The following is a 17,562-nucleotide window of genomic DNA, read 5'->3' as shown; positions in this document are numbered from 1 at the left end:
GCTCTTATTCTTCACACTGTGGCTAATAACCAGAAAGTATGAAAAATAGGCGAGGATTATTTTTCGGGGTATTGTTAATTTACAAAAAAATTATTAAAAATGAGAGAAAAGAAGGCAGAAACGTATTCAATTGACTTCAGCATTAAAAAGAGAACTACGTCGGTAAATTGAAGAAAGAGATGAAAATGAATATTTAATTAAAAGTCGTGAAGAAAAGGATAAGCCGAATGGACGCAGCATGGCATATAAGATGGATTTTGAGAGTTTTATGATCAAAACTTTGAAAAACGATCAGATATAGAAACAAAAGCTATTGTGAAATGGTTTGCTGTGTGTTGGAATCCAGCAGGCGTTTCACATGAATTGAAAACACTACTGAGTGTAATACAAATATCAGCTTCTATTCTGCAAGATGGTATTACGCCTGAAATGAATCAATTTTATTGGGAAACATTAGAGAGAAATAGAGAAAAAGAATGTGCTGATAGATGAAAAGCTCAATATGGCTAAGTATCAATCGGGTACGTATCAAATACAAATGGAACAAGTAAATATAGGTGATTTGATTTAATGTGATTATTTTGTAGTATTTTTTTCGTTTTTAAATCATGAATCAATTTTTCTAAATCATTACTCCATACTTTTTTTGAACCAGAACCATAAAATTGAATATAAACGTTAGTAAGCCTGTGTATGTTTCTTTGCATTTGCCTGCACTTTGGTATTGCAAAAAAAAAGATCGACTCAACTCTGTAAAATCTGGTAAAAAAATAATGAAAATTTAAGAATAATAGGGTAAACTAATCAATGGATTAGTATATAAACACACTAGTATACAGTCGATTGACGTTGATGTATTTGGAGGAATAGTTTATGAACAACAACACAATAAATGAATCAGTTGAAGAAATTGATAAAAAACGGGTGAGATCAAGCAAACGTTTTACAAATTGGAAGCTTATCGCAGCGGGTGGCGGTATAATTGCACTTCTCATTGGGGGAATGAGTTATTATCAGGCAACCCACTTCAATTCAAATGTTACGATTAATGACACAAAAGTCGATGGTCTGACCGCTGATCAGGCAATACAGAAATTAAACACATCTGGACTAGAAAACAAAGTCTATGTCGGTCAACAACAAATTTTAGATGAAAAAGATACGCAAATGGAACTTACGGAAAAAGAGCTGTCTCAAGTTAAGAAACTATTAAAAAGCCAGTGGACATTTTTCCCTTCCTCAAAGGAAACAAATTATTCACTGCTACCGGAAAAGGCGGATCAATATCGTAGCGAAACGATGAAAAAACTTGTAGAAGAAACGCTCGTCTCGATGAATAAAAAATTAAAAGCGCCTCAAGATGCTATGGCGAAGCTCGAACAAGGAAAAATTGTTATCTCGAAAAGCGTTGACGGAAAACAGTATGACGTTACTAGCCTATTGAAAGATTACGACAAGCAGAAGTATAAAAGCGAAATTCATCTGAAGTCTGCATACATACAGCCTATTAAAGAAGACAATCCGATTGTCAAAAAAGAGGAGCAAGCATTACAGGAACTTCTTCAACAGTCCGTTGATTATAAGGTACAGAATGAAGTTTATCCTTTAAAAGCGAAAGATTTAATTCAAAATGCCTCTATATCAAAGGATATGAAAGTTACAATCGATGCGAGGGACATTAAGAATAAGATTGCTGAAATTAATAATGCTAAATCAACATTAAATAAAGACTTCGCATTTAAAACCCATTCTGGTTCGGTCATATCAGTAAAAGGACAAGGCTATGGCTGGGCACTAGATGTTGAAAAAGAAACAAAGCAAGTTCAACAAGCCTTTGAAAAAGGTGAAAAATCGCTTTCTGCTTCTAATATTCATGGAAATGGCTGGGATAAAGAAGGCATCGGTTATGAAACAACATCGAATAATGGCATCGGAGACACGTATGCGGAAGTTTCAATTGCAGAGCAACAAATTTGGATTTACAAAGATGGAAATTTAGCAGTCACAACAAATGTAGTAACTGGTAAACATAGCACGGGTGAAGATACATCACCAGGTGTGTGGTACGTCCTTTATAAACGATCACCGTACACACTCAAAGGCAGTGCAGTAGGTAAACCTGATTATTCCGTTAAAGTAGATTACTGGGCTCCGTTCACAAATAGCGGCCAAGGGTTCCACGATGCCGGCTGGCGAACAAACTGGGCAAATAATGCCTATTTAACGGGGGGATCGGGCGGATGTGTTAACCTTTCTCCTAGTATTGCAAAAACTGTGTATGATAATTTAAGCACTAATGAACCGGTTATCGTGTACTAGTAAATAGCAACCTCGCGTGAAGCGATGTATATATCAAGAACTTAAATTTATAAAAAAAGCAGGAAATCGCGAGTGATTTTCTGCTTTTTTTATTATTTATACTATGCACTTCTCGTGTGCGGGGTGGAAAAACAGTTATATACGTTAACGTAAATACATAAAGGCATATAATCATAATTTCATGACTTGTAAAAAAAGAGCATTACGTGGTGAGTTGTTAAAAAAAAAATATCCTAATAGGGGGACCACCACATCACCATCAAGCTAAGATTTTTAATTACCCCCAGAATGAAAATTTTATGCATCGTTGACTACTGATAATGAGACGTTATGTTAACTTCTATGAATATTTATTCATAGAAGTTTTTTTATAAATTCAATATAGGTTAGCAAACAAGCATACTTCCTATTAAAACATAGAATAATATAACTCTTGTTTGAGAGGAGGTATAAAAATGGGTTTGAATAATAATTGTTGTAAGCATAAACACCATAACAATTGTTGTGAACACAAACATCATAATCGTTGTTGTGAACACAAACATCATAATCGTTGTTGTGAACATAAACATCATAACCGTTGTTGTGAACACAAACATCATAACCGTTGTTGTGAACATAAACACCATAACAATTGTTGTGAACATAAACATCATAACCGTTGTTGTGAACACAAACATCATAACCATTGGTAAAAAAGTTCATAATTTTTAGTTTTTAATAAGGGATTTTATAAAAAACTCATTTTTGTGAAAAAGAATGAGTTTTTTGTTTGTTACCAATAATGTTACGTTATGTTAACCTCACATGAATAGGATATACAACTAATCTTTCTCACTTCAAATTATCATTATATGGTAAAATTTTAAAATAGAGGGAAAATATTTAAAAATCAAGTAGTGCTGGATGTCAATTAAATGCATGAATTGCAAAGGAATTCCTTGTGAGATGGGGTGATAAATCGATATGAGCTACTTTATTGCTTTGGTACTTGCTGTTTTATTAGCTTTTTCATATAAAATTGTTGATATTACAGTTGGCATTATTATTGGAAGAACGTTGTACCGAAAGATAGAAAATGAAATTATTTATACATGGGGAACACTGCTGACAGTAATTGGTTATTTTTATGAAGATAATTATGTATTCCATTTACCAATTCACTACGAACCAATTGTTCTATTAATCTTGATTGCCGCGATAACGAATATTTTCATTTCTCGATACTCAGGATATAATCCAATCGGGAAAAAGAATATCTTAAACTTTGTAATTATGTATCCTATTTTTGAAGAAGTAATTTTCAGAGGGATGATTATACCAATACTTAACAATTCATTCCCAATATACCCTTTTTATGAAATAGCTTACATACCAATTACGGTACCGATCCTAATATCTTCCTTTCTATTCGCTGTAGCTCACTTACAATATTACAGCTTTAATCAGACTAGCATAAAATTTATGCTGTTCGCATTTTTAGGGGGAATCATATATGGTATGATTACGGATTACTCACTATCAATTATTTTTTCAATATTTTTGCATGTGGAGTTTAATTTACTTTCAGTATATTACTCAAAAAAGAGTACAGCAAATTAATAAATAAGTTATTATGCTCATAAATGGATTACTGAAATCTTATTTGAAAAAAGATAAGAATTGAGCTTTTTTTACTACCGTTAACGAATTTTACGTCAACTAGCACCTCTTTCGGGGAGATAGTTGTATTTTTACAGTAGCAAAGATGAGAGTTCACTTTTAAAAACGGTCTTAGCGTATGCTTTCGTTAAAATGTGGGCGGAACCCCATCGCTATCAAGCTAAGATTTTTAATTACCCCCAGAACGAATTTTTTTGTATGTTGATTCTTTTAGGGTAATTCTCAACTCTTAAGCTGATGTATGTGGGGGGCCGCCCCAAATACATCAGCCTAAAAAATTAAATATCTTATTTATTAAGTTAAGAGAAATTCTATCCGTATAGGAGGAGGGAGTATTTAAGTCTTTTTTCGAATGTTATTCATGTTAATCGTATTCCCTCGAATGCGCTTGTTACTAAGTGATGTACATAATAGGAATCATTCAACTTTTCACCGGTTACTAGCAACCGATAGAAAATTGGTCCGTAAATGACATCAATGCTTAATTCAACATCGAGGTTTTCTCTCAATTCTCCTCTTTGGATTTCCTTCTCCAGAAGTTGCTTTGCTTGCAGTCGACGGGGCTAGAAATATCGAGTACGATATTCCTCTGCCAATTTTGAATCAAATTGTCCTTCGCCTACTTTACATATAGGAGCTGAAGCTACTCTAGTAAAATGTGAGAGTGCTATAAAAATTCCTCTTCCATTTTCTGATAAAAAATTACAAATTGGAGGATCGGCGTCACTTGGGACAGTCGGAGGATCTTTAGAAGTTGGAAAAATCGGAATAAAATTCCATGCACCATTTGGTCCTGGTGTAGGTTTATGGGGATTTGGTGGAGAATTTGCTATTAAAGAATAAAGGAGAAAATTAGTATGACTAAGAAAGTGAAAATTTTAAAATATTTTATGGTTATATTAGCTTGCATTGCAATTTTCGGTACAGTTTTACCTAATGCATTAGATCCAAATGAATCATTAGCAGGGAAAATTTCAGTTGCAACCTTCGGTACAATTGGAGCTTGTTTACTATTCTCTATTATTTATTTTATTGTAAAAAAAGCTATTTTAAGAAGGGGGGAAATAAGATGGGACAAAATTTAGAGTTAGAATTACCTCCAATAGGTTCTGTTGTAATGTTTAAAGATTGGGAACATCCATTAATGGTTTATGGAAGAAGACAGATGGATTCTAAAACAAAGAAAACATGGGATTATGTATGTTGTTATTTTCCTCATGGTAATATTTCTTCGGAGTACAATTTCTTTTTGAATCATGAAGATATCTCTAGTGTTTTACATCTTGGTTTTATTAATGAAACAGAATTAGAGTTTCAAAAATTATTTAAAAAAGAAATTGAAGAAAAGCAGTGATTCTTTTAAGTTGTTGGTGTTTTTGAAATAGTTAAATAATGAATTTTAATACATATATATATTTAAAGAAAGGGGAATCTTTATGAAATTACTACGTTTATTTCTGATTCTCACTCTTGTTGTATTGTTAAGCGCATGCAATACAGCAACAAAAGTCACAAAGGTTCAAAAAAATGGCGAAACGACTTTAAAAATTGGTTCCCTGCAAGGGTATTACGATGTGCAAACGCTTAAAGCTGAAAAAGGAAATGTGGAAATCCCTTATGAAGCAGCGGTTGAAGAAGGTACGATTTTATTGCAAGTTACAAAAGATGATAAGGTTATTTATGAAGAAGCAGTCACTTCTCAAAAAGAAGGTTTGCTTTCTTTTGAAGCGCCAAAATCCGGATCATATGATTTAATTGTACGTGTGAAGGGTGAAGAAGAGAAAGCAAAAGAAATTCAAATACATACTAAGCTATGAAAAAACGGCAAGTGGAGTGCACCCGCTTGCCGTTTCCATTTTCAGTTGGTTCTGTCACAACATATGCTCATCAATTTAAGAAGTGATTCGCTGAGTCCTGGCGTTTATTCCGCGAAAGTTCCTTGACGATGAGGGTTCGGAGGCTCGTGGAATAAAAAGCGAGGACGGATTCCCGGACAGGACAAAAACTAATGTCTTCGCCAAGATTCGTGGTTCTACTGTTAGGAAAAGGCGAATAAGAGTGTAGCATACATAGAATAAGGGAATGCAGTATAGATCAGTTTACAAGCATTCCCTAACTATAATTATGTTATTTTTCTTTATACTGATTATATGTGATTAAATATAGAAATTATCTAGTATATTATCTTTTTCTTCTTTATTGATTCCAATATATTTAAGAGTAATTTGTGGAGTGCTATGATTTAGTATTTCTTGTAACATATCAACATCTTTTGTTTGTTTATAGAACCAATATCCGAAGGTTTTGCGCATGATGTGGGTACCAATGGACTCTATGTCGGCAAAATCTGCAGCTTTTTACAATTGTCGATATGCTTGAACCTTACTAATGGATTTGTCTCCTTTTCGAGAAGGGAATAACCAGGTACTTTCTAATGTTTGGGCATACAAAAAAACTTCATCAAAAATAGAAGTTAAGTTAATCATTCGTTCTTTCTTCGTTTTTCCTTCTTTTATTTTGAATTCTTTTCTCTTTTTTTGTTTTAGTTTTACTATGGTTTGTGTCTCTAGTTGGAGTAGATCACTTACACGCAATCCTGTATGAATACCAATCAGAAAGAGGATATAGTCTCGTTCGGAACAATGACGTTTAAGGGCCCATTTCATATCTTTGATACGGATAGGTTGGACATCAATGAGATGTGATTTTTTGTTCATGGATTTCACAACTCTTTATTTACAGTGTTTTGAATGCATACTTTTATTTTGTATTTTGAGGATATCAGGGTAATTGGGATGAAGTCAGTATTTAGTAGGAGATGAATGTAAACTAATTATTAAAAGTTTACTTTCGGATGTTTTTTGATAAATATGGATTTGAAGGTGTTGCATAAGAATTACCTGACCCTATTAGGCGGTGGTTGGTAGAATATGGCCAAAATGCTAAACTTATTAAGTAAGAGAGGAGAACTCATAAAATGATTAAGCCTTTATATGTAGAAAATATTATAGTAGGTGTAAAATATAAAAATAAGTTCAATTGGTATATAACTGAACCGGATTTATGGTATTTAGATTATAATCAAGCTGGGTACTCTCCTAGTGAATATCCAGAAGAAAGAAAAGGCATTAGTATTTTAAATGAGACTACAATAGCTAACTTTTTAGATAGAATAGAAAAATATGAAGTATTTACAGAAGATATTAGGTTAGAATTTTTAAGGGAACTAAGAACTAATAGAGAAGAAGCCTATTATGATTATAATCCATGTTTCTTGATAGATTTTGAACGTTTAATTTTTTATTCTAATTATCCGGAATCAATATCTTTTGAAGAATATATTCCGAATAACTGGAGAGGTTATTTACAGCGATTTGATGAACAAGTACTCTATGAGTATAGATACTGGGAAGATAAGAATAATGGCTATTTAGTTAGAGAGGATTAAGTTATACAAGAAAATAAATTAACTAGGATAAAAGAAACATTTAAAAATGAAGAAACTGATGAACTAACGCCAGGAGTCACTATAATACTTGATGGAAATGTAAGAAAAGTATTGGAAATAATTATGGGAAAACAAGGTTATTCGTATTAATTTGATTAGATTTTATTTGAAAGAAAAAATATGTTTTCGTGATAAAAGGAGTGGGTTGCCCACTCCTTTTTACATTTTTATATTGGTTAAATAACATGTAGACGTTTAAAAAGTTATTTGTTAATCTCTTCCCATATATCCTTTTTTAAATATATCATTATCATACCGCTTAATATTGTTTGTATTGGAATAATCGAATGTATTTTATTGTGTTGGTCATTATAGTTTTTAGGTGGTTATAAGAATATAAAAAATCTTATTTTTTTTCATGATAGGAATTACTTGAAAACGGTTTATATTTAAGATAGGTTAATTATTAATAAATGAAAAAAATGGTAAAGTAGGTTGAGAGTAATTAGAACAGAAAAAATAGTAAACCAAATAGAGTTAATGGACTACTTTAATATAGCAAAAGATTCATTACTTGCTATGGAAAAAGAGGGACTTCCATTTAAGGGAATTGTAAATCTTGAAAAAGAGTATGATATAGAGCGAGTAAAAGAATGGTATCAAAGAATGAGAGAAGAAATTCATTCAATGGTCATTGATAAAGAATATGATAATAAAGAAATCTCTAGAATATTTAAATGTGGGAATATGGGAGGAATGAGACAATCGAAAAAAACAAACACTTTAGTTTTATTCTCTGATCATACAAAAGGTATTTACGATGATCGCTGGGATGAGGATATATTACACAGGGATGGGCCAAGAAGAAGATCAAGTCTTAGAAGGGAATCAAAATAAGACTCTATATGAATCTAGAGGAAATGGAGTAGATGTTTATTTATTTGAAGCATTTGAAACGGGAAAGCACATCTTTATGTGGAGAGTAGGGCTTGTAAAGCAGCCTTTTCAAGAGATCCAAGAGGATACACAAGGAATAGATAGAAATATATGGATTTTTCCAATCCGTTTATTAAATAAGATGTGAAAGAAGTGACGATTCATGAAGAAAAAAGTATCGGTTGTTGGAGCGGTCATTTTTAATGAGAAGAATGAAATACTATGTGCATTACGTTCTCCTGCAATGTCCTTACCGAACTATTGGGAATTTCCAGGTGGAAAAATTAATGAAGGGGAAATGCCGCAAGATGCACTGATACGTGAGATCAAAGAAGAACTAGGATGTTTAATTACTGTTGGAGAAAAAATAGAAGAAGTGGATCATGAGTATGAGAATATTATAGTTCATCTTGTTACTTATAAGGCATACATAGAGTCCGGTATACCTAAAGCGCTTGAGCATGCCGGGTTGATATGGGTTCATGTTAATAATTTATTGGAGTTAAAGTGGGCCCCGGCGGATCTTCCAACCGTAGGAGCTTTATGTTTGAAGTTTAAAAATTAAGGTCTGAAATAAGAAATAATGAGACAGATTTTTATAAGTTATAAACTGTTTTGAAAGTAATTGTATGACTCCGGTGGCTCTGGCTAATGATCTCTACCCTGTTAAGGTGGCGCTCCCCCTGCTGAGCTATGGGGTCCCAACAAACGGACGGTACAATCGCTGCTTAATAAACAGTTAATTGTAGAGTACAGGTTGTGAGGGTTGTCCAAACGGTGCGGTAAAGCTAACAGAGAATGGACTTAATGTGTTACGGGCGTTAGGGTAATGCGAGGATATTGATTATATATGGGGGTAAATAAGTTGAAAAACATTGAAGTTCTAAATAAATACATTGAAGGGTTTTCTGATGCTCTCCCTACGTGGTTAAAGCATCTAATCGAGGCAGAGGAGATACATCAAAACTATGAGAATGTACAGGTACTTGGTGCATTAAAAACGGATGCGGTGTTGTACTATGTACACCGTACGCTGCAAGTGTTAGATGGGTTGTCTTTAGATGAAGAAGCGTATCGCATTATTGAAAAGGTACTAACGTATAGTGAGCTTGCAAAGGTAGGCTCTTTAAAACAGCGGGAGCAATGGAAGAAAAATGGGATAAACCTATTGGTACATAACGAGGGTTCTGCTGATATCTTTAGTGATATTCAGTTTATCGAACGTATAGAGACAAACTTAAATTCTACTGAGTATTTGTTTGTTCGAGATTTAATTAGAACACATGGATTAATCGGGCAGTATATCCGCGGGGAGGCTCGTTTGGACTCACATTTTGATTTGATCAACACGTATAAAGAAGAGTACGGAGACGGTAGGTTAAAGAAGATTCTATACTATCTTAACCAATGTATTATTGAGGGTGTATCAAAATCCTTGTGGAGTGAAGTAAAGGACGATGTGAAGATTACAATTGATGGTCTGTTTGATGGCTATGTGGAGCTATTTACTTCTCGCATACATAGACTCACGCCAAAACATAAGGAGTCAGCATTTGAAAAAGATATAATTATGGGGAGCGAGAAGAATGGCGTTCAAACCTTCTTATCTGATAAGGATTTGTGGTATGTAGAACCGTCTATGCATGCTCTTAGCTTCGAGGATATCTGGACAGTTTTTGTTATGTTAAAGAACGAGATAGGCACTGGAAAGGTTCAGCATATCCATTTCGAGAAATTGATGCAGCAGTTGCACTATGATTTCAAAGGCGAGAAGAAGGACAACGTATATCGTAAGCGGGTTATTGAGAAGTATCTACGGGAGTACCGTGAGAACGAGAAGCTGGATACAACGCATGTTTCCTTTGAGGTTAAAGTCGATGAAGATATGAAGACTGCGTATGTGTCGTTTCAGTTTTCTGCTGTAGGTGAGGCGTTAATTACCTTCTGTGTAGAGGCAGAAAAGGTAGATATGATGCATGCCCGGGCAAACGTGCTGCTATTTGATTTCTTCGGGTTACGTAAGGATGCGTATGATAGATTCCATAACGAAGAAGTGTATCTGGAGCATATGAATAGTTCGGCTGATGATAAACGAATTATTCTTGATTATATAAAGGGAAATACGGTTGTAGATGTCGGAGCCGGTGGTGGTGTCATGCTAGACATGATTGAAGAAGAGACCGAGGATAAACGAATCTATGGTATCGATATTTCCGAAAACGTGATTGATACGTTGAAAAAGAAGAAGCAGAACGAGGGTCGTTCTTGGGACGTCATTAAAGGGGATGCAATCAACTTAAGCAGCTCGTTTGATAAAGAATCGGTTGATACGATTGTATATTCTTCTATCCTTCATGAGCTGTTCTCTTATATTGAGTATGAAGGTAAGAAATTCAATCATGAAGTAATTAAAAGGGGTCTGCAGAGTGCCTACGAGGTGTTAAAGCCGGGAGGTCGTATTATCATTCGTGATGGCATCATGACCGAAGATAAAAGGTTAATGCGTGTGATTCGTTTTAAAGATGCGGGCGGAATGAAGTTCTTAGAGCAGTATGTCCATGAATTTAAGGGTCGTATAATCCAGTATGAGGTACTTGCAGACAATACAGTCAAAATGCCTGTTAACGATGCGATGGAGTTCTTATATACGTATACCTGGGGCGAGGATTCCTTCGCTCATGAGGTGCAGGAGCAGTTTGGAATCTTTACGCCAAACGACTATAAGGATTTCGTAAAGGGTATCTTTGGAGATAAAGTAAACATTGTTCAAGCTATAAACTATTTGCAGGATGGATATACAACCCATCTTAGCGAGAAAATTGAGTTTAAAGATGAGTCTGGGAATGCGGTTGCGCTACCGGATAGTACGTTCTTTATGGTTTTAGAAAAGGTGAAGTAATGGGTTATTGGTACAAATAAAGTATAAAGGGGTAAAGGGCAATGGAAATCTTAGAAATGCAATACACAAAGGAGGATAAAACATCTTTACAATCTAGGGTTGTCGAGTGCTGATGATACGTTTTGTTTATTCATTTTAAAAAGCCCTAATATTTGTTAATTCGATTATATAAGACAGAAAAATCGCTGGGAAGCGGTAAATAAGGATGAATTGTATATTGATAAATCAACAACGAACCCCAAAGGGGAAGCAATACACGAACAAGCGAAGCGCAGTGAAGTGGACGATACAGCTTGTCTGTATCGTCTGGTTTTTCGTAGCAAATGTAACTTATATATTGGTTACTATCATTACTTAAAACCTTGGACGGAACAGGCAAGCTGTTCCGTCGCCTTTCGTACTCAGGCACCGCTGTTCCCCCTTGTGGGGGATTTTTTGGTTTTTCTACATTTTTATATATTTTATTTAAAGCAAATGTGCTTAAACGTTGGTGCTTCAAAGCTTCTTCATTAGTTCTTCTACATCTTTGTGGTACCGCAACATGCCCATCAAGCTAAGATTTTGAAATATCCCCAAAACGAAAATTTCATCTTTTCATAGTTGTCCGTAGGAATTTAGTTCATTTTTTTGTTTTGGATATTTGCTTTTCTTAGCTTGATGGTGATGGGGCTGTCCCCCCCCTAAAAGAATCGAAACAAAAAGTAAAAGCGCTTGCATAATTAAAAATCTGAGTTATAATACTTGTATACAAGTATACTTGATTAACATGAGGTGAAGTTATGACGGAATCAATTGGATTTCTTTATCCTGAAAAATGGCTTTCAAAAGCTTCTGCAGGTGATCGTGTTGCGAGCGAACTGAGAATGCGTATTATTGTAGGTGGAATTGAAAGCGGTACCATCCTATCGGAAAATAAATTAGCTGCCGATTTTTCTGTAAGTCGGTCACCCGTTCGTGAAGCATTAAAAGTACTAGCTTCTGAAAATATTATTCGCTTAGAAAGAATGGGCGCAGTTGTCATTGGTTTAACCGAAAAAGAAATCGAAGAAATATATGATGTTCGTTTACTTATAGAAACGTTTATCTTTGAGCGACTTGTAAAGATGGACACAAATGATTTAGTAAGAGAACTAAATAAAATAATGGAAATGATGAAAATCGCCATTAAATATCATGATGCTGATGAGTTTTCTTATCAAGATCTCTTATTCCATGAAACGATTATTCGCACCATTGAGCATTCCTACATCCTGATGATTTGGAATAATTTAAAGCCTGTTATGGAAAGCTTAATCCTTTTATCAATGCGTACCCGTTTCAAGGAAAAGTACGAAGACTTTGAACGGGTTATTAAAAATCATGAGCTTTATATAAAAGCAATCGAATCAAAAGATCGAGCCCTCATGATCGAGGCCTTACATCAAAACTTTGATGATGTTCAAGGGAAAGTTGAAGACCTCTGGATGTCACAACAAATGTTATCTAAAGGAGTAGAGCAAGGACATGAGTAGCTATATGTTAGGTATAGATATCGGTACAACAAGTACGAAAGCAGTTTTATTCACTGAAAAAGGCGAAGTCATCCAAACCGAGAATATTGGTTACCCACTTCGCACACCGGATATATCCACAGCGGAACAAGATCCAGAAGAGATTTTCCAAGCTGTTTTGCAAGCGATATCAAATATAACGAAACATCATTCAGATAAAAAACCATCGTTTATTTCATTTAGCAGTGCTATGCATAGTGTCATTGCCATGGATGAAAATGATCAGCCGCTGACATCTTGTATCACTTGGGCAGATAATCGCAGTGAGGCATGGGCACATAAAATCAAAGATGAACTGAATGGCCATGAAGTTTATAGACGAACAGGAACGCCTATTCACCCGATGTCGCCATTAAGTAAAATTACATGGATTGTGAATGACCATCCTGAAATCGCTGTTAGAACGAAAAAATATATCGGAATCAAAGAATATATCTTTAAACAATTCTTTGATCAATATGTTGTCGATCATTCCATCGCTTCATGCATGGGTATGATGAATTTAAAAACACTAGATTGGGATGAGGAAGCTTTAAAAATTGCTGGTGTAACACCTGATCAATTATCTGAACTCGTACCAACTACCAAAATATTTAGCAACTGCAATCCAGATTTAGCCCAAAAGATTGGTATCGATCCACAAACACCGTTTGTCATTGGTGCCAGTGATGGAGTGCTTTCTAATCTAGGTGTGAATGCAATTCGAAAAGGCGAGATTGCGGTCACAATTGGGACAAGTGGTGCTATTCGAACCATCATTGACAAGCCGCAAACAGATAAAAAAGGAAGAATATTCTGTTATGCCTTAACGGAAAAGCATTGGGTAATTGGTGGACCGGTAAACAATGGCGGAATGGTCCTTCGCTGGATTCGTGATGAACTTGCTTCATCAGAAGTAGAAACTGCGAAAAGACTAGGAATTGATCCATACGATGTATTAACTAAAATTGCTGAACGCGTGAGACCTGGTGCAGACGGATTATTATTCCATCCATACCTCGCAGGTGAACGTGCACCATTATGGAATCCAGATGTACGTGGCTCCTTCTTCGGTTTAACGATGTCACATAAGAAGGAACATATGATTCGTGCAGCTTTAGAAGGCGTTATATATAATTTATACACTGTATTTTTAGCATTAATCGAATGCATGGATGGTCCTGTAACCCGTATTCAAGCAACAGGCGGATTCGCAAGGTCTGACGTTTGGCGACAAATGATGTCCGATATTTTCGCATCTGAAGTCGTTGTTCCAAAGAGCTACGAAAGCTCCTGTCTAGGTGCATGTATATTAGGTCTCTATGCCACAGGAAAAATTGATTCTTTTGAAATCGTTTCCGAAATGGTTGGCAGCACCTACAAACATACACCGAAAGAAGAAGCAACAAAAGAATACAGACAATTACTGCCGATATTTATTAACCTATCAAGGGCGCTAGAAGCCGATTATACACGAATTGCGAATTATCAAAGAAATTTAATAAAGTAATACGTTCATCAGTAATCCCCCAATCCTCGCTTCTCTCTAAATCTTGAGGTGGAGGGGCTTACTGCCAACGAATAGTGGGATAAACACAAATACAGCTAATATTAGGGGGGAACTACGATGCCATTAGTCATTGTAGCAATTGGGATTTTAGCATTACTTTTACTGATAATGCGCTTTAAATTAAATACTTTTATTTCATTAATCATTGTATCGGTCGGCGTTGCTTTAGCACTTGGAATGCCGCCAGAAAAAATTTTTAAAACCATTGAAGCGGGATTAGGCGGAACACTTGGTCATTTAGCACTCGTTTTTGGACTTGGTGCGATGTTAGGTAAGTTGCTTTCAGATTCTGGGGGCGCACAACGCATTGCCATGACCCTTGTGAAAAAATTCGGTGAAAAGAACATTCAATGGGCTGTTGTGACTGCCTCATTTATTATCGGTATTGCATTATTTTTTGAAGTAGGATTAGTATTATTAATTCCGATTGTATTTGCTATTTCAAGAGAATTAAAAGTTTCTATCTTATATCTCGGTATTCCGATGGCAGCAGCTTTATCTGTAACACACGGATTCTTACCGCCACACCCAGGACCAACCGCTATCGCTGGTGAATTGCATGCAAACATCGGTGAAGTATTACTTTACGGTTTTATGATAGCGGTTCCAACAGTTATTTTAGCTGGACCTGTATTTACTAAAATTGCAAAAAAACTAGTACCTGAAGCATTCACAAAAACTGGTAATATCAAATCTTTAGGCGAGCAGAAAGTATTTAAACTTGAAGAAACTCCTGGCTTTGGAATCAGTGTTTTTACCGCTTTACTGCCTGTTATTTTAATGGCAATCGCTACAATTCTTACTTTGCTGCAAAAAACAATGGGATTTAAAGATAATAGTTTACTAGCAGCGATCCAGTTTATTGGGAATGCGGATACTGCCATGTTGATATCCTTATTAGTTGCGATCTATACAATGGGATTGGCAAGAAATATTCCAATCAAAAACGTGATGGAATCTTGTACAACAGCGATCTCAAATATTGGGATGATGCTCTTAATTATTGGCGGAGGCGGAGCCTTCAAACAAGTATTAATTGATGGCGGCGTTGGTAACTATGTAGCCGAATTATTCAAAGGAACTTCATTATCACCGATCTTGCTCGCATGGATTATCGCTGCCATCTTACGTATTTCATTAGGGTCTGCTACGGTTGCTTCATTAACAACTGTCGGTTTAGTGATCCCGATGTTAGGGCACTCTGATGTTAACCTTGCTTTAGTTGTCCTTGCAACAGGAGCTGGTAGTTTAATTGCTTCACACGTGAACGATGCTGGTTTCTGGATGTTCAAAGAGTACTTTGGTTTAAGCATGAAAGAAACATTTGCAACATGGACCTTACTTGAGACTATCATTTCCGTAGCCGGATTAGGATTTACTTTATTACTAAGCTTATTTGTATAGATCTTTCTAGACAGTAAAAGGGGTACGGAAACGATTCAAAGAATAACCCGCCACATCTGAAATTTTTTCCAATTAAACTTTTGGGATAAGTCATATGGGATACTCTTTCCTTAGGAAAATTGGCAAATAGTCTACCGTCCCAATTAAGTACACTTTACTGGGATGAACTTAAAATGTATATCGTTAAAAAACAATTTAAATTGAGTATTTCTGGTTTGGAAAAGTAAAAAAAGATACAAAAATTCTATTTTTTACAGATGCGGCGGGTCAATGTCCGTACCGTATGCCAATGAGAGAACGAATTGCTGATGAAACGCGTCCAGCGTATTTTGCAGCGCGCGATGATGGATTAGTAGTTAGGCACGATCCCGAATACAGTTGGTGCAGAATTGAATCTGAAGCCCGGAGGGGTTATTACGAAAATAAACGGCGTGATTCCTAAAAGTACAGAGGAGTTTTATGGCGCGCTGCAGTCCAAGATGACAGGGGCATTTTGTAAGTTAGAAGCACTTGATACAAAAGGTGAGCTTCGCCTTGCTCAAACAGCGCTATATGCAGGTGGACATAATGAATTAGGTATTGTGTTTGTAGAGCAAGATCATAAGTGGGATACGGAAGCTTCTCTTTATTTTTTAACTTGATGGTGATGTGCCGTGTCCCTATGACCTTTTGCACGCATCTTGAAATGAATAAGATGGATTATTTGATTAAAGTGTTACTTTAGGTATATATACTATAATATAGAGTAACATGCATAGAAAGGAACGATGAAATATGGCAAAGTTACAAATTGGAGTTGTTGGTGTGGGCGTTATGGGAAAAAGCCTCGCACTTAACTTTGAGAGCAAAGGGTATTCTGTTGCCCTATATGATATTTCAAAGGAAAAAGTAAATGAAATCATTGAGGAGAACCGTGGTAAAAACTTAGTTGGTACTCATATGGTTGAAGAGTTTGTTAACTCACTTGAATCACCTAGAAAGATTTTATTAATGGTTAATGCAGGGGGAATTACAGATAAGGCGATTGATTCTCTGCTTCCTCACCTCGATAAAGGTGATATTTTAATTGACGGCGGTAATACATACTTTGTCGATACAATGCGCCGAAACAAGCGTCTTGCTGAAGAAGGAATCGATTTCATCGGTGCAGGTGTGTCAGGCGGAGAAGAGGGTGCATTGAAGGGACCGTCTATTATGCCGGGCGGACAGAAAGATGCATATGAAAAAGTGAAGGATATGCTTGAAAATATCTCTGCAAAAGTGAATGAAGAGCCTTGCTGTTCTTATATCGGACCTAATGGGGCAGGCCACTATGTAAAGATGGTTCACAACGGTATTGAATATGGAGATATGCAATTAATTTGTGAAGCATATTTCTTCTTGAAACAAACACTTGATTTGACTGCAGAAGAGTTTCATGAAATATTTGCTGAATGGAATAAGGGAGAACTGAACAGCTATCTAATCGAAATTACAGCAGACATCTTCACGAAGAAAGATGAAGAAACTGGTAAGCCATTAGTGGATGTTATTCTTGATACTGCGGGACAAAAGGGTACAGGGAAATGGACAAGCCAAAGCGCACTTGATTTAGGTATATCTCTCCCTATTATCACGGAATCTGTATTTGCGCGTTGTATTTCTGCTTTAAAAGAAGAGCGTGTGAACGCAAGCAAAGTTTTATCTGGACCTAAAGATAAAGCAGCACTTGGAATTGACAAAGCCGAATTAATTGAAGCAGTGCGCCAAGCTTTATATATGAGTAAAATTTGTTCTTATGCACAAGGATTCACGC

Annotated in this window: 17 protein-coding genes and 6 pseudogenes; 18 read left to right on the top strand and 5 right to left on the bottom strand. The window is 35.7% G+C overall.

Going from position 1 to position 17,562, the window contains the following annotated elements:
• Window positions 1–112 precede the first annotated feature (112 nt).
• Together BAU28_RS31105 and BAU28_RS22230 are read left to right on the top strand one after the other, a co-directional pair.
• Window positions 113–253, top strand: a pseudogene (locus tag BAU28_RS31105) (site-specific integrase); the annotation flags it as partial.
• Window positions 254–345: 92 nt separating this feature from the next.
• A pseudogene (locus BAU28_RS22230) lies at window positions 346–568 on the top strand (histidine kinase dimerization/phospho-acceptor domain-containing protein); the annotation flags it as partial.
• Here the strand turns inward: BAU28_RS22230 and BAU28_RS30545 are convergent.
• Window positions 507–707, bottom strand: a complete 201-nt coding sequence (locus tag BAU28_RS30545; RefSeq protein ID WP_165615187.1) for a hypothetical protein — start codon at window positions 705–707, stop codon at window positions 507–509. The pseudogene BAU28_RS22230 and the gene BAU28_RS30545 sit on opposite strands and share 62 nt — an antisense overlap.
• Window positions 708–873: 166 nt before the next feature.
• Between BAU28_RS30545 and BAU28_RS22225 the strand changes: the two genes are divergently transcribed.
• Window positions 874–2,319, top strand: coding sequence for a L,D-transpeptidase family protein (locus tag BAU28_RS22225; RefSeq protein WP_071720018.1), 1,446 nt, complete (start codon window positions 874–876; stop codon window positions 2,317–2,319).
• A gap of 386 nt (window positions 2,320–2,705) precedes the next feature.
• On the opposite strand, the gene BAU28_RS22220 is transcribed toward BAU28_RS22225, so the two are convergent.
• On the bottom strand, window positions 2,706–2,999 hold the full coding sequence (locus BAU28_RS22220; RefSeq protein ID WP_083594881.1) for a hypothetical protein: 294 nt from the start codon (window positions 2,997–2,999) through the stop codon (window positions 2,706–2,708).
• A gap of 286 nt (window positions 3,000–3,285) precedes the next feature.
• On the opposite strand from BAU28_RS22220, the gene BAU28_RS22215 reads away from it, so the two are divergent.
• The gene (locus tag BAU28_RS22215; RefSeq protein WP_071720016.1) at window positions 3,286–3,921 is read left to right on the top strand and encodes a CPBP family intramembrane glutamic endopeptidase; all 636 of its coding nucleotides are present in this window, start codon (window positions 3,286–3,288) and stop codon (window positions 3,919–3,921) included.
• 419 nt (window positions 3,922–4,340) lie between these two features.
• On the opposite strand, the pseudogene BAU28_RS30050 reads toward BAU28_RS22215, so the two are convergent.
• A pseudogene (locus BAU28_RS30050) lies at window positions 4,341–4,673 on the bottom strand (TetR-like C-terminal domain-containing protein); the annotation flags it as partial.
• On the opposite strand from BAU28_RS30050, the pseudogene BAU28_RS31470 reads away from it, so the two are divergent.
• The 4 genes and pseudogenes from BAU28_RS31470 to BAU28_RS22190 form a co-directional block, all read left to right on the top strand.
• A pseudogene (locus BAU28_RS31470) lies at window positions 4,603–4,824 on the top strand (WXG100 family type VII secretion target); the annotation flags it as partial. The pseudogenes BAU28_RS30050 and BAU28_RS31470 sit on opposite strands and share 71 nt — an antisense overlap.
• Window positions 4,825–4,838: 14 nt before the next feature.
• Window positions 4,839–5,066: a hypothetical protein gene (locus BAU28_RS22200; protein ID WP_071720015.1), complete on the top strand. Its 228-nt coding sequence runs from the start codon at window positions 4,839–4,841 to the stop codon at window positions 5,064–5,066.
• Complete coding sequence (locus BAU28_RS22195) at window positions 5,051–5,335, top strand: DUF4176 domain-containing protein (RefSeq protein ID WP_071720014.1); 285 nt, start codon at window positions 5,051–5,053, stop codon at window positions 5,333–5,335. The genes BAU28_RS22200 and BAU28_RS22195 overlap by 16 nt, the downstream gene beginning before the upstream one ends.
• 82 nt (window positions 5,336–5,417) lie before the next feature.
• Window positions 5,418–5,798 (top strand): BA_1872 family lipoprotein, encoded by a 381-nt coding sequence (locus BAU28_RS22190; protein ID WP_071720013.1) that lies wholly within the window; start codon window positions 5,418–5,420, stop codon window positions 5,796–5,798.
• A 339-nt stretch (window positions 5,799–6,137) separates the two neighbouring features.
• Here BAU28_RS22190 and BAU28_RS22185 read toward each other — a convergent pair.
• Window positions 6,138–6,698, bottom strand: a pseudogene (locus BAU28_RS22185) (tyrosine-type recombinase/integrase).
• 260 nt (window positions 6,699–6,958) lie between these two features.
• Between BAU28_RS22185 and BAU28_RS22180 the strand changes: the two are divergent.
• The 5 genes from BAU28_RS22180 to BAU28_RS22165 all read left to right on the top strand — a co-directional run bounded on the left by BAU28_RS22180 (window position 6,959) and on the right by BAU28_RS22165 (window position 11,264).
• Window positions 6,959–7,429 carry a hypothetical protein gene (locus tag BAU28_RS22180; protein WP_071720012.1) on the top strand — a complete coding sequence of 157 codons (471 nt, stop codon included), beginning with the start codon at window positions 6,959–6,961 and terminating at the stop codon, window positions 7,427–7,429.
• 495 nt (window positions 7,430–7,924) lie between these two features.
• Entirely contained in the window at window positions 7,925–8,326 is a 402-nt protein-coding gene (locus BAU28_RS31100) for a hypothetical protein (protein ID WP_244158174.1), read from the top strand.
• Window positions 8,283–8,513 (top strand): hypothetical protein, encoded by a 231-nt coding sequence (locus tag BAU28_RS31095; RefSeq protein WP_244158172.1) that lies wholly within the window; start codon window positions 8,283–8,285, stop codon window positions 8,511–8,513. Before BAU28_RS31100 ends, BAU28_RS31095 begins: the two co-directional genes overlap by 44 nt.
• Before the next feature lie 15 nt (window positions 8,514–8,528).
• Complete coding sequence (locus BAU28_RS22170) at window positions 8,529–8,930, top strand: (deoxy)nucleoside triphosphate pyrophosphohydrolase (RefSeq protein ID WP_071720011.1); 402 nt, start codon at window positions 8,529–8,531, stop codon at window positions 8,928–8,930.
• A 285-nt stretch (window positions 8,931–9,215) separates the two neighbouring features.
• Window positions 9,216–11,264 carry a class I SAM-dependent methyltransferase gene (locus BAU28_RS22165; RefSeq protein ID WP_071720010.1) on the top strand — a complete coding sequence of 683 codons (2,049 nt, stop codon included), beginning with the start codon at window positions 9,216–9,218 and terminating at the stop codon, window positions 11,262–11,264.
• Between the two features lie 145 nt (window positions 11,265–11,409).
• On the opposite strand, the gene BAU28_RS30235 is transcribed toward BAU28_RS22165, so the two are convergent.
• Window positions 11,410–11,673, bottom strand: a complete 264-nt coding sequence (locus tag BAU28_RS30235) for a hypothetical protein (RefSeq protein WP_131801216.1) — start codon at window positions 11,671–11,673, stop codon at window positions 11,410–11,412.
• Window positions 11,674–12,043: 370 nt separating this feature from the next.
• On the opposite strand from BAU28_RS30235, the gene gntR reads away from it, so the two are divergent.
• The 5 genes and pseudogenes from gntR to gndA form a co-directional block, all read left to right on the top strand.
• Window positions 12,044–12,775: a gluconate operon transcriptional repressor GntR gene (gene gntR / locus BAU28_RS22160; RefSeq protein ID WP_002175221.1), complete on the top strand. Its 732-nt coding sequence runs from the start codon at window positions 12,044–12,046 to the stop codon at window positions 12,773–12,775.
• Window positions 12,768–14,303 (top strand): gluconokinase, encoded by a 1,536-nt coding sequence (gene gntK, locus BAU28_RS22155; RefSeq protein WP_071720009.1) that lies wholly within the window; start codon window positions 12,768–12,770, stop codon window positions 14,301–14,303. Before gntR ends, gntK begins: the two co-directional genes overlap by 8 nt.
• Before the next feature lie 117 nt (window positions 14,304–14,420).
• Window positions 14,421–15,767 (top strand): gluconate permease GntP, encoded by a 1,347-nt coding sequence (gntP, locus tag BAU28_RS22150; protein ID WP_071720008.1) that lies wholly within the window; start codon window positions 14,421–14,423, stop codon window positions 15,765–15,767.
• A 289-nt stretch (window positions 15,768–16,056) separates the two neighbouring features.
• Window positions 16,057–16,408: pseudogene (locus BAU28_RS22145) on the top strand (PDZ domain-containing protein); the annotation flags it as partial.
• A 133-nt stretch (window positions 16,409–16,541) separates the two neighbouring features.
• Window positions 16,542–17,562 (top strand): NADP-dependent phosphogluconate dehydrogenase (gene gndA, locus BAU28_RS22140; protein ID WP_071720007.1); only part of this gene is annotated, 1,021 nt, incomplete at its 3' end.

The sequence above is a fragment of the Bacillus paramycoides genome (assembly GCF_001884235.1).
Lineage (GTDB): Bacteria > Bacillota > Bacilli > Bacillales > Bacillaceae_G > Bacillus_A > Bacillus_A paramycoides.
This window is presented reverse-complemented; position numbering and strand designations above follow the sequence as displayed.